The sequence below is a fragment of the Petrachloros mirabilis genome (genome assembly GCF_975968855.1).
This window is the reverse complement of the sequence record NZ_CDLUDY010000081.1, coordinates 1-11924: the sequence shown is the minus strand read 5'-3', so window position 1 is coordinate 11924 and position 11924 is coordinate 1. Positions and strand designations below refer to the sequence as shown.

Annotated in this window: 11 protein-coding genes and 1 pseudogene; 2 read left to right on the top strand and 10 right to left on the bottom strand. The window is 55.4% G+C overall.

The window, feature by feature from the left end; all coding sequences use genetic code 11:
- The 6 genes and pseudogenes from ACWVCN_RS03500 to ACWVCN_RS03475 all read right to left on the bottom strand — a co-directional run.
- Nucleotides 1-821 (bottom strand): annotated as a pseudogene (locus ACWVCN_RS03500) (glucose-6-phosphate dehydrogenase); the annotation flags it as partial.
- A 9-nt stretch (nt 822-830) separates the two neighbouring features.
- Entirely contained in the window at nt 831-1724 is an 894-nt protein-coding gene (gene gnd / locus ACWVCN_RS03495) for a phosphogluconate dehydrogenase (NAD(+)-dependent, decarboxylating) (protein WP_455244126.1), read from the bottom strand.
- A gap of 114 nt (nt 1725-1838) precedes the next feature.
- The gene (locus ACWVCN_RS03490) at nt 1839-2624 is read right to left on the bottom strand and encodes a hypothetical protein (RefSeq protein WP_455244125.1); all 786 of its coding nucleotides are present in this window, start codon (nt 2622-2624) and stop codon (nt 1839-1841) included.
- Nucleotides 2621-2854, bottom strand: coding sequence for a hypothetical protein (locus ACWVCN_RS03485; protein WP_455244124.1), 234 nt, complete (start codon nt 2852-2854; stop codon nt 2621-2623). The genes ACWVCN_RS03490 and ACWVCN_RS03485 overlap by 4 nt, the downstream gene beginning before the upstream one ends.
- A gap of 64 nt (nt 2855-2918) precedes the next feature.
- Nucleotides 2919-3947 (bottom strand): threonine aldolase family protein, encoded by a 1029-nt coding sequence (locus ACWVCN_RS03480; protein WP_455244123.1) that lies wholly within the window; start codon nt 3945-3947, stop codon nt 2919-2921.
- On the bottom strand, nt 3944-5191 hold the full coding sequence (locus ACWVCN_RS03475; RefSeq protein WP_455244122.1) for a hypothetical protein: 1248 nt from the start codon (nt 5189-5191) through the stop codon (nt 3944-3946). The genes ACWVCN_RS03480 and ACWVCN_RS03475 overlap by 4 nt, the downstream gene beginning before the upstream one ends.
- 278 nt (nt 5192-5469) lie before the next feature.
- Here ACWVCN_RS03475 and ACWVCN_RS03470 point away from each other — a divergent pair, with 278 nt between their 5' ends.
- Together ACWVCN_RS03470 and ACWVCN_RS03465 are read left to right on the top strand one after the other, a co-directional pair.
- On the top strand, nt 5470-6834 hold the full coding sequence (locus ACWVCN_RS03470) for a glutamate-5-semialdehyde dehydrogenase (protein ID WP_455244121.1): 1365 nt from the start codon (nt 5470-5472) through the stop codon (nt 6832-6834).
- Nucleotides 6835-6872: 38 nt separating this feature from the next.
- Entirely contained in the window at nt 6873-8126 is a 1254-nt protein-coding gene (locus tag ACWVCN_RS03465) for a class I SAM-dependent methyltransferase (protein ID WP_455244120.1), read from the top strand.
- On the opposite strand, the gene ACWVCN_RS03460 is transcribed toward ACWVCN_RS03465, so the two are convergent.
- From ACWVCN_RS03460 to ACWVCN_RS03445, 4 genes are all read right to left on the bottom strand, one after another.
- The gene (locus tag ACWVCN_RS03460; RefSeq protein WP_455244119.1) at nt 8112-8345 is read right to left on the bottom strand and encodes a hypothetical protein; all 234 of its coding nucleotides are present in this window, start codon (nt 8343-8345) and stop codon (nt 8112-8114) included. The genes ACWVCN_RS03465 and ACWVCN_RS03460 overlap by 15 nt on opposite strands.
- Nucleotides 8346-8572: 227 nt before the next feature.
- A complete protein-coding gene (locus tag ACWVCN_RS03455; RefSeq protein ID WP_455244118.1) occupies nt 8573-9346 on the bottom strand; it encodes a slipin family protein in 774 nt (257 codons plus the stop codon).
- 2 nt (nt 9347-9348) lie between these two features.
- Nucleotides 9349-10683, bottom strand: coding sequence for an NfeD family protein (locus ACWVCN_RS03450; RefSeq protein ID WP_455244117.1), 1335 nt, complete (start codon nt 10681-10683; stop codon nt 9349-9351).
- A 194-nt stretch (nt 10684-10877) separates the two neighbouring features.
- The coding region (locus ACWVCN_RS03445) for a cupin domain-containing protein (RefSeq protein WP_455244116.1) at nt 10878-11924 on the bottom strand (1047 nt) is incomplete at its 5' end.

Here is an 11924-nt window from a genome sequence, read left to right as displayed (position 1 = left end):
GGCGGTTCCATCGCCACAAGGCTTAGAAGCTGGAGCAGGTGATTCTGCACCATGTCGCGCAACGCTCCGGCCTCTTCGTAATAGGCGGCTCGGGTCCCTACACCTTCCGCTTCACTAACTGTGATCTGGACATGATCAATGTATTTGTGATTCCAGATAGGTTCGAAAATGCTGTTGGCGAAACGGACAACCATCAAATTCTGAACGGTCTCTTTCCCTAAATAATGGTCGATTCTGAAAATCTGTGATTCATCAAAAACACGTCCCGTCACCGTATTGATTTGCTTCGCAGAGGTAAGATCACGCCCGACCGGCTTCTCTACGATAATTCTTGCGTAAGGCTTGGTCGTGCGGACGGCTAGCCCAGCCTGGTCTAACCCTTCACACACGGCGGTAAAAGAACTGGGAGGGATACTGAGGTAGAAAATGCGGTTCCCCGGAAGGCCGAGTTGTTTTTCGATCTCCTCTGCCCGTGCTTTCAAAGAACTATAGGTGTTTGGGTCGTCGTTTTCACCTGACAGATAGAACAAGTGGTTTGCAAAATCATTCCAGCGGTCGTCTATCAACGATTGGCGAGAATGGGCCAGCACACCTTCGCGGACCGTGTTTCGGAATTCTCCATCCGTCATTTTTTTCCGTCCGAGACCCAGGACCGCAAATTGAGTCGGTAGTAGACCGTCCAGCAGCAGGTTATAGAGGGCAGGAATCAACCGTCGTCGTGCCAGATCACCCGATCCTCCGAAAATCACAACGGTGCAAGGATCTATCGGCGAGAGAGTTTCTTGTGCCGGCTTGATGTCTATCCGTTCAATCGGAGGCATAAGGCTATCCTATCGCTTTATCGCGTGGCCGCCAAAGGCATTACGCAAGGCCGCCAGCATCTTTTCAGCGAAAGACTCCGCCTGTCTTGAGCGGAATCTGGTGAACAACGCGCTCGTCAACGTAGGAACCGGTACGTCCTTGTCGATGGCATCGGCCAACATCCAGCGGCCCTCCCCTGAATCCTGTACGTAGCCCTTCAGCTTTTCAAGGCGAGGGTCGTCTTTCAATGCGCTGGCTGCCAGTTCCAGCAGCCAAGAACGAATGACGCTGCCTTGCATCCAGAGATTGGCAATGCGGCCAAGATCAAGACGGTACTCGCTTTTCGACATCAATTCGAATCCTTCTGCATAGCCCTGCATCATGCTGTACTCGATTCCATTATGAACCATTTTGACGTAATGGCCTGCACCGACGGCGCCGACATGGGCCCAGCCGTTTGGAGGGGCAAGCGAGTCGAAAATTGGAGCCAGTCTGGCGACAGGGTCTTTGTCACCACCGATCATCAGGCAATATCCGTTTCGGAGTCCCCAGATACCTCCGCTCGTTCCAGCGTCGATGTAGTGCAGTCCTTTCGGGAGCAATTCCTGTGCACGTCTGACGTCGTCATGGAATCGCGTGTTGCCGCCATCGATGATGGTATCTCCTGATTGTAACAATGTTGAGACAGCCTGAACGGTTTCCTCGGTGGGTTGGCCGGATGGGACCATGATCCAGATCGTACGAGGAGATGGAAGCTTGTGCACGAGGTCCGCCAGAGACGAAGCTCCTTGGCAACCGATTGAGACGGCTTGTGCCACCGCTTCTGTGGACCGGTCAAATGCCACGACCCGGTGCCCCGCGTGCTGCAAGCGAGTCACCATATTCATCCCCATTTTGCCAAGACCGATAAATCCCAGTTCCATAGAATCTCCTTTGCTACGGCTAGATCGGAACGATGCAGAGAAGAAATGAGGAATACCGAGCACAGGTCTGGCACGAGCGGCCCGTCTTATTGCCTCTCGGGATGACCGAGTTGCTCAATCGATGCGGGCCGGATTTGGAACGTCCTTGAACAAGAGATTCGCCATATCCCTTCCGAAATTAAGCCGTTCGGGCAGTGTCTGTGCGACAAGAAAGTTATGGGCAAGTTCCCCGATCGCCGCGTCGCGGGACGCGACAAAACGAGGAATATCAACCGGTGCTGTCACCCAGAGCCCCCGCAGCCGGAAAAATGCGTGGACGACATCTTCGAAGAAAATGGACAGCAAGTACTGGGCAGTCGCCGGTTTGTCCGCAAGATCCTGGGCTTTTCCCAGCCAGTGGAAGCACTGGGCCTTCAATCTGATCTGCTCATTCATATTTGCCGGCGGCGGGCCCTGTCGGAACCGATGATTAGCGCGCTCGATTAATTTTGCTCCGATGCCGTCATGATCGTGCAGAATACGGGCTTTACGAAGAAGAGACGGGAGGCGGGGTGAATAGGCCAGCTCGTCTTCTGTTTCCTTATGACCCCAATAGCGAATATCAGCCATCCGGTCTGCGACGCGGACAATTTCATGGCTGTCCGCCTGCCCTTTGACTAACACCACCAGATCGACGTCGCTATGGGCGGTCACGGCGCGCCGCGCGCCGGAGCCGACGAGGAGGACGCTGACGATGTCCCCGCCTCGTCTGCCACGGACATGTTTCAACGCGACGCTGATGATTTCTTCATACGCCGGTTCATTCGGTGGTTCAGGTTGTTCAGGCAGTTCTGGAACAGGAAGCAGTTCGGCTTGCAACTCTTCCTTAGAGGGTAGCGTATCGGTTCCGTCAGTGTTCATAATCGTGTTCCCTTTGCGGTCTGAATCAGCTGTGGAAGCGACCGCAGCCAGTCCTCAAAAGGTTGATCGGCATCTACAATGATTTCAAGCTTGCCGTTCCCGAGACGATTCACCACTCCCGGGCGTCCGGCAGACAAGGGGATTTCAACCCACTCACGGTTGATTCCCAGCGAGTCGGTAAGCTCGAGAATTCGGCTGATCTGCGCGAATGACACAGCATCCGACATCATAGGTTCAACTCACTCTTCTGCATTCTAGATTTGAGGGGAGAGGCTGTCAAATACACGCGAGGCATTATCGCAGAAGATCTGAAAAAATATCGAAAGCTCTGTCGATCGCAGCGGTCGACACGTTCAGGTGAGTGACCGCACGGAAACTGTTGCCGCCGATGGCGTTGATGAGTAGGCCTTTCTCCTTCAACTCTGTTACTAAGGCAGAAGGAGACAAGCGGTGACCGACCACATCGAAGATGACGATGTTGGTGTCTACGTACTGAGGATCAATCTTGATCATAGGAATCTGTTGGAGTTTTCTCGCCAAACGTTTGGCGTTGTCGTGGTCGTCCTTGAGCCGCGCTACGTGATGATCGAGCGCATAAATTCCGGCGGCGGCTAGAATACCGGCCTGCCTCATGGCGCCTCCGTACATGCGGCGAAACCGTTTGGCTCTCTCGATCAACCCTAAATCGTTGGTCACCAGCAACGACCCTGCCGGTGCTCCCAACCCTTTGGAGAGGCACATTGAGACGGTTTCGAAGTGTTGGGCATATGAAGCCGGGGGCAGGGTAGTGGCTGCGACGGCGTTGAAGAGTCGTGCCCCGTCCAAGTGCATAGGGATACCGTAGGTGGTGGCCACGGCTCGAATACGTTCGATCGTGGCCAACGGATAGATTGTACCTCCACCGCTGTTGTGGGTATTCTCCAGACAAATAAGTGCGGTCTGAATACTGTGCGCATCCTTGGGCCTGATCGCTGCTTCAATCTGTTCTGGTCCCATGATCCCGCGGTTTCCCAATACCCAGTGCAGCTGCACTCCGGCGAGTGCGCCTGCTGCTCCCTGTTCATAGCGGACGATGTGCGCCTTGCTTTCGACGATTACTTCCTGGCCTGGTAGGGCTTGGGTTCTGATCGCCAGCTGGTTTGCCATGGTGCCGGATGGAACGAAGAGCGCACTCTTCTTTCCGAGCAATCCCGCTGCCATTTCCTGGAGCCTGTTGACCGTCGGATCTTCACCGTAGACATCGTCGCCGACTTCAGCGCTGGCCATCGCCTTGCGCATGCCGTTGGTCGGCTTCGTAACTGTGTCACTGCGGAGGTCGATCATCGTTGTATAGAGGGCGCAGAGGAAAATGCGCTGCGATCCTCAAACTTAAAATTCTGCCTGTTCAAGACAGGATAGACGGAAAAAATCGGAGTATTGTAGGGCACCATTGCCTCGGTACGGCCTTCCAGCAGTTGGAGATGGAGATTGACGAAGTTGTAGCTCAAGCCCTCTTGCCAAGGTTCTCTGAACGATTCCACATAGGCCTGGACTTTATCCGATGCATAAGTTCTCGTCATCATGCCCATTCCGCCCTGTAAGCCATGCTCGGCAAGGTCTGGTGCCCCTTGCACAAGCAGCGAGATCACCGCCGCGTCGAACCAGACTTTGAAGTTACAGCTGACCTGAATGAAAGGTCCGAGCGACCCCGTATGCTCCAGGATGGCTAAGGGATAGAGGAACTCCGGAGGAACGTCGGAGGAACTGTTGCCCGGAGGGTTTGTGAATTCTGTATCTTTAACTCGTGATGCGGACACGAAGAGCAGATGCGGGTCGTCGAGCGGAATTTCCAGGATTCGGCCGTCCTGGTAACTGCAGAGCTTCCCCATTTCATAGCGTAGCGGATAGGAATAACCGAGCTTGGCATAGAAGATCCTCACACCAGCCTCCAGCGGGTCGTCGGGAGTGCGGCTGATCTTCAGGTCGAAGGGGAGCATCATATGGAATGCATTTGTCCGCGCGGCGAGGAATGGCGGGCAAGCTCCCGGGAATTCCTTGTGTACCGCCGGATTGTCCGGTTCGAAATTCTTCGGTGTGCTGCCGAAATGCTGTGCGGTCTTAGCTTCTTTGCCCAGCCGATATTTAGTTTGATAGTAGGAAGCGGCGCGCTTCTGGGCGATGTCCAAAAAATACTCCGGTACGTCTGTTTCCACGATCATCCGCTGCCTGGCGATGTCATGGGTCTTGGGCACACGCATGGCCTCGTTATAGATCTCCAACTCGGCCGTTGTTTTACGAATTTGTTCTAATAGGTGCCGGGCCAGTCCCGGTTGCCAATAGCTGGTCTTGCTGAGGAGTTCGTTGGCTTTCTGGAGACACTCGAGTTTGTGCGGGTAGCGCTTGGGTTCCGCAGTAAACGCTTCCGCTGTTGCCATGTAAAGGTTGAATTGCTCTTCTGGGGAAAGGCCAAGCTGACCGAAATTCGGTTCCCGTATGAAGGCGAGCGCCATCGGGCCGAAGGCCTCCTCCCGCCTGATGCAGAGCGTCATCAAATAATTGTAGTGGGCTCGCGCGTCTTCGGAAGTCATATTTTCACCTCTAATTGAAGCATTCTATGCAAGTTGTGGCTGGCGCCACAAGCCCTGCACACATTTGGGATCACGTCTAGCAGAGCGCTTGTATTTGCTTTCGGTCAATCTCGCTGAAGGGGATAGCAAACGAAACTTAGCGATTCCAAAAAAAGACGACTCGTCTGGCTCATTGAAGAGCGGGCATCCCTGTTTACTGTCAGAAAAATCGCATGCTATAGTCTTTAGTCTTTTGTACGTCGCAGATTTCACATGTAACGCCTAAACGGGGGTTCTCGATGCCTGAAGTTCCGGTTAAGCTCTATATTGATAAGCTGTTGAAAGATTGTAGAAAGAACGTTCCGCGTGTTGCATTACTTTCAGGCCCGGTCAAGGACAAAGCTATCAGGGCGATGGCTGATCGACTGCTCGCCGATGAAGAAGCGATCCTGAAGGCTAATGGCAAGGATGTTGATGCTCTAGGGAAAGCTTTCGAGAGCGAGCCCAATAAGGACCACTTGAAGGCCGCGGTAGCTCGTGTCCGCCTGACAAAAGATGATATCAAGGAGATGGCCGAACGCCTCCGTATCATTGCCGATCAGCCTGATCCCGTTGGTGAAGTGACGGGTCGTTGGGAGCGACCGGATGGGTTGCAGGTCAGTCGGGTCAGGGTACCCATCGGAGTTATAGGGATCATTTCAGAAATGAAACCGCTCATCACGATTGAGTCGATAGCACTTTGCCTTAAATCCGGCAATTTGAGTGTATTTCGCGGAGCCCCGGAATGGAGTCTGACACATCAGGCCATTGGAAAAGGGTTACGTGAAGCGGCTGAAGAACAGGGAGTGACCTCCGGTGCCTGGGTCATCGTGGAACGTCCGGAAAAAGATGTTGCTATCGAGATGATCCGATCAGGGAAAGCGCTCGATGCAATCATTCCCCGTGGCGGCCCCGGCCTTCGAAAAGCCGTTGTCGACGGTGCCCGTATGCCGGTGCTTTGTCACGATGGCGGACTCACCGCACTGTATGTCGATGCCGACACTGATTTGCCGATGGCGCAGAATATCGCGATCAATTCAAAAGCTCAATCAGCCGGTGCGGCCAATGCTTTGGACACACTGCTTGTGCAACAGGTCATCGGAAGGCAGTTCCTGCCACCAGTGATCACTCGACTCCTCGACGAATTCAAAATCGAAGTCCGCGGCTGTCCGAAGACGGTGGCGCTCATGGGACAGATGGCAATGTCCGGTCATACCTCGATCAAGCCAGCAGTTGAAGAGGACTGGCGTACCCAATTTCAGGGGCGGGTATTGGCCGTCAAAATGGTGGCGAATATGGACGAGGCACTTGCACATATTGCGGACAATGGACCGTGCCTGACGGCGGTCATTGCGACGACGAATTATACGGGTGCGATGCGTTTCACTCGAGAAGTGGATGCCGGTGCCGTCTTCGTCAATGCCTCGTCAAGGTTGAATGCAGGAGATAGTTATGGTTTCGGTGCCGACATCGGCCTCAGTAGTGCTCGTCTCCATGCCAAGGGGCCCATTGGACTCAATCAACTGACGTGCGAGAAGTACGTGGGCTTCGGGATCGGCCAATTGCGGCTTCCTCACCCGGTGCCCGAGGCGTACTTTGATGCCATCATGCTGAAACGGCCGTGAGAAGCAACATGCGACGAGTGACAAGGAATAGATGGTGAATGGCCAGCGGACAAGACCCACGGGATGCCGTACCATTGATGCACCACGCACCATCTGCGACGGCATTGCATGACCATCTCGCAAGGTGGGGGCTCAAGCGGTTCACCTCCGACAAGCACTATTTCGAATGGCAGCGGCAGTGCCTCTCTCCCTCCGAATTGACGGATCTGCATCATCTCATCGAACGCAAGCGGAATGGGTCTTCAGCAGACGAAATGGCGTTTTACGACGCAACGGCCTCTTCGCGTGTGCTTCCCGTCCTCTACAGTCAGCGGTACGAGTATTACGTTGAGGTCGGCTCGCGTATCACGGCTAGAATAGATCCTGCACGCACGGTTCTCGATTTCGGCTGCGGTGCCGGGATACTTACGACCTATTATGCGTCGCAATATCCTGACCGCACCTTCATCGGCCTCGATCGGTCTCGCGGCTCGATCGAGCGGGCGAGGGCGCAGGCCGCTACGCTTGGCCTGAAGAATGTTCGGTTTGAATGGCTCGATGTTTTGCAGGAGGAAGTGCCAGGAACATTTGATTTGATTATCTCGACCCATGCCCTGGTGCAGGCGGAGCAGGATCCCGGTATCCCCAGCCGAAGCTGGGAGACTTTCGAGCGGAATCATAATGAGTACCAGCAGCGAGGGTTCGAAACTCGCACCGGCATAGGGTTGGGTCTTGATCGGCTGACCGAGGCACTCGCCCCTCAGGGTCGCATGGTCGTATTCGAAAAGACGAGGCAACTGGCGAGGCGTGTCCCATTTCAACGGGCATTGGCTTCACGTGGCCTTTCACTGATCGAACGGCCGGAGCCGATCCGTTATCAACAGGTCGAGGAAGTGTCGGACGATGGACCTTTCTATGTGTTGGAGAAAAACGGGCGAAGGAGTTTCGAATGGGATGAAGCGCCGGAACCGGATGAAGCGGAGCCTTTCGATCCATCAGTTATCACGATACGTCCATCTCGCGCTGATGAACCCTGGTACGAGAATCATCACCCTTCAGCACAGCGGGTTTGGGAAGGGCTCCATGGTCGAGTCGTTCTGACCGAAACGACAAGGGCGGAACCTGACGGCCGTCAAATGCACGTCGAACTTGGGCAAGCGCTGGAAGGCCGGTATCTCTATTGTGCAAACACCTTCGACCAGCGCCAGCTCATCATCGTCGATCCGGTCCGTAGCGCAATGATCGAAAGCTATTACAGGGAGATTATCGACGGCACGTCGCAATCGGGTAGGTCCCGATCATCCGCCGGCTAATATGGGCCGGAAGCCGGCCGTTGTTAAAATGCGCATGACGGTGGTCCGTTGGTCACCCTGGATCTCGATGCGGCCTTCCTTGACGGTTCCTCCTGCACCACAGGCCTTCTGCATCTCCTTTGCCAGCGATTCCTTCTCGTCTTGACTGATTCCGACGAATCCCTTGATGACGGTCACGGTCTTCCCGCCTCGGTGAGCCGTCTGGCGGAGGATGTCCACGCGTCCCCGGTTTTTCCGGGAGGGCCGGGGGATCTCGTTAGGTTCATTGGTAGAGGATGAGCTGGGTTGGTCTGATAGAGAACCCGTCTGTTTTAATACTTGAAAAGGATTAGTCCATCGGAAAGATTCATCTCCGGTCGAGATACGTTTCTTCATCAGCCGATCTCTGTCAAACACGGGTCGGTTGTCCAGATGCCCCGTCGAATCGCTACGTCGCAGGACAGGCGTCACGGCTCATTCTGCTTGCTCCAGTTCTGCAAGAACGGCGCGATCGTATCGATCGGTATCGGGAAAATCGTGGTGGAATTTTTTTCTGCGGAGATCTCAACCAGTGTTTGCAGGTAGCGCAACTGTAACGCGGCCGGATTCCGGCTGATGACTTCAGCCGCATCGGCCAGCCGCTGCGAGGCTTCAAACTCACCTTGTGCATGGATGACCTTCGCGCGGCGTTCGCGCTCTGCTTCAGCCTGGGCGGCAATCGCGCGCTGCATCTCTTGCGGCAAATCCACATTCTTCACTTCCACCGCCGTCACTTTGATCCCCCACGGTTCCGTCTGTAGATCGATGATGCGTTGGAGTTCGGAGTTGATCTCATCGCGTTTTGCCAGCAGGTCATCGAGCTGGCTCTGTCCGAGCACGCTGCGCAACGTCGTTTGTGCCATCATGGAGGTCGCGTACAGATAATCCTCCACCTGAACGATGGCCTTCACCTGGTCCACCACTCTGAAATAGATGACGGCGTTCACCTTGACGCTGACGTTATCCTTTGTGATGACGTCTTGTGGCGGCACGTCCATCGTGATGGTTCTCATGCTTACACGGATCATTTTGTCGATGAAGGGGATGATGATGACTACGCCAGGGCCGTTGCCACCGACGAGCCCGCGCGCCAGCCGGCCCCACCGGAAGACCACGGCCCGTTCGTATTCCCGCAGCACGTTGAATCCCATGAGGATTAAGAGGACGGCGAGAATCACCAATGCGAATGGGCTGAACAACATAATCAGGCCTCTTTCTGTTGAGGTACTGGTTTAACGTGCAATCGTAAGCCTTTTACGCTGATGATCTCCGCTTCTTCGCCTGGCTGCAGAGGCTCGGCGCTGACGGCATCCCAGAGTTCGCCATGGACCGAGATCTGTCCGTGCGGAGTCAGCGCCGTTTTCACGATTCCAACCAGGCCGACCATTTCCTCCTGGCCTGTCACCGGGCGTCGTCTCAAGGCTTTCACCCCCATTCCGACGATGAACAGCGAGAATGCGGCTACCACCACGACGACGGGAACGATGACGGACCACGAGATTTGTAGAAATTCTACATCCGTCTTGATCAGCATGAGGGAGCCTAAGATCATCGACGCAACCCCGCCGATCGCCAGCACTCCGTAACTGGTGACCGTGGCCTCCAAGATAAAGAAGATGATGCCGAGCACGAACAAGAGGACGCCGGCGTAATTCACCGGGAGTGACTGAAACGAATAGAATGCCAGGATCAAACTGATGGCCCCGACGACACCGGGCAGGATCGCACCAGGATTATAGAGCTCCGCGATGATGCCGATAGTGCCGATCGTCATGAGCAGATAGGCGATATTCGGGTCGCTGAGCGTCTTCAGCAATTCGAGGCGAAGGCTCATCGGGAACGCGCGCACTATCATGCCTGTCGTGTGAAGCACGGTCGATCCGGATTGAAGCGTGATCGATCGGCCATCCAACTGTTTGAGCAGCGCCGGCACACTGTCGGCAACGAGATCGACCACATTGAGATTGACCGCTTCTCGTTCCGTGACTGACACGCTCTTCCTGACCGCGTCCTCCGCCCATTTGACATTCCGTCCCCTTTGTTCGGCAATCGATTTGATGTAGGCCACCGAGTCGTTTTCGACCTTCTCCTTCATCGTCTTATCCATTTCGGCTCCACCCATTGCCACGGGATGTGCCGCGCCGATGTTCGTTCCGGGAGCCATGGCGGCTACATGTGCCGCCATGGTGATAAAGACCCCTGCGGATGCCGCCCGTCCGCTTGATGGGGAAACATAGACGATAACCGGTATATTTGCGCCGATGATGTCTTTAATTATGAGCCGCATGGACGTATCAAGGCCGCCGGGTGTATTGAGGCTGATGATGAGAGCGTCAGCACCGCTGTCCTCCGCGGAGGCCAGCGCATCGTGCAGATATTCGGCAGCGACAGGATTGATCACGCCGTCATAGGTCGCGACCATTACGAACGACTCCGCTGCGCGGACCTGTGAGACGGCAAACGGGAAGGCCGTGAGCACAAGCGTGGCGGCAACTAACGAAACGTGCAGTAACCTGTTTGGAAAACCCGGGAAGTGCATCGAGGTGTCCCTCCTGCAAAGCACAGTACTTAAGGAGGCACAACATGCAATGGCAGCATACGAGCCGCTTGGAACCCTGTCAAGAAAGAGGTGACGGAAGATCCCTAATCCCATGACCGCCAAAATCTTCTGCTCATTTTCTCCGGCAAGCGTCACGTCATCCTTCGCTAAGGGACATCGCGCTGTTCTTTGTGTCACCTGCAACTGTTCGCCGATGTAGGGCGGGGGAGGCCGGTTCTTCCTGTTTTTGAGTGCAGGCGAAATCTGGCAGGCGGCATATGAAATTCACGTTTGAATGCGCGGTTAAAGGAGGGTTCGGACTCGTAGCCGACCTCCCCGGCCACTTCGGCTACACTCTTGGACGTCGAATTCAGGAGTTGTGCGGCGAGCTGCAGTCTCCAGCGCGTGAGATACCCAATGGGCGTATCCGAAAGATAGTGCCGGAACCGCTCGGCGAGCACGGAGCGGGACAGACCGACTTCACTGGAAAGCAAAGCGATGGTCCAGGGGCGAGCCGGTTCCCGATGGAGGAACGCCAAGGCTTTTCCCACGTCCGGGTCGCGGACGCCGGCCAGCCAGCCGGTCTGAGCCGGCGGCAGCTGTGCGATGTACCGCCGTAGTGTTTCTACGAACAGGACTTCCGATAACTTTGCGAGGACGGCAGCGCCTCCTGGACTAGATGCCTCGGCATGATCGACCGAATACCGGAGCGTGTCTTCCAACCATCGGCCCGATGGCGTGTCACGAATGTTGATCCTGACAAACGGGGGCAGTCCCGCTAGGAACACCTGGCTCAGTTGTCGATCGCAGGTCAAGTAGCCGCAGATCAGTTTGGTCAATTCGCCGCCTCCGCCGAAACGGGAAAGCACCCGTCCTTCCGCAAGAAATTCCTGCAGTTGCTTCGCGCTATCGATTGGCGGCACGGATGGGCCGTTCCCCATCAAGTGCGCGTCCCCGTGCGGGAACATGACGATGTCTCCTGCCATGAGAGAGATAGGGCGACTGTTCTGTTCAATGCGTGCATGGCCACGCCCTTCGGTAAGGAGATGAAAAATGATCACATGCTTCGAAGGAGCGGCCAGATAGGACGCCATGGTGCAGGCGTCGGGTTCTCGCATGCACCACGGCGCAGAAAACTCGCCGTTAAAGAACACGGCACCGTCGAGTTTGACAGCGTTGAGGACTTCAGAGAGCACGTCCATCAGAAAGTACCCGCGGGATTTACGCAGCAGGACCGGAGC

Bases quoted from the DNA above. Each gene is read 5' to 3' on its own strand.
- gnd (WP_455244126.1), bottom strand. From the start codon at position 1,724: ATGGAACTGGGATTTATCGGTCTTGGCAAAATGGGGATGAATATGGTG.
- ACWVCN_RS03490 (WP_455244125.1), bottom strand. From the start codon at position 2,624: ATGAACACTGACGGAACCGATACGCTACCCTCTAAGGAAGAGTTGCAA.
- ACWVCN_RS03485 (WP_455244124.1), bottom strand. From the start codon at position 2,854: ATGATGTCGGATGCTGTGTCATTCGCGCAGATCAGCCGAATTCTCGAG.
- ACWVCN_RS03480 (WP_455244123.1), bottom strand. From the start codon at position 3,947: ATGATCGACCTCCGCAGTGACACAGTTACGAAGCCGACCAACGGCATG.
- ACWVCN_RS03475 (WP_455244122.1), bottom strand. From the start codon at position 5,191: ATGACTTCCGAAGACGCGCGAGCCCACTACAATTATTTGATGACGCTC.
- ACWVCN_RS03470 (WP_455244121.1), top strand. From the start codon at position 5,470: ATGCCTGAAGTTCCGGTTAAGCTCTATATTGATAAGCTGTTGAAAGAT.
- ACWVCN_RS03465 (WP_455244120.1), top strand. From the start codon at position 6,873: ATGGCCAGCGGACAAGACCCACGGGATGCCGTACCATTGATGCACCAC.
- ACWVCN_RS03455 (WP_455244118.1), bottom strand. From the start codon at position 9,346: ATGTTGTTCAGCCCATTCGCATTGGTGATTCTCGCCGTCCTCTTAATC.
- ACWVCN_RS03450 (WP_455244117.1), bottom strand. From the start codon at position 10,683: ATGCACTTCCCGGGTTTTCCAAACAGGTTACTGCACGTTTCGTTAGTT.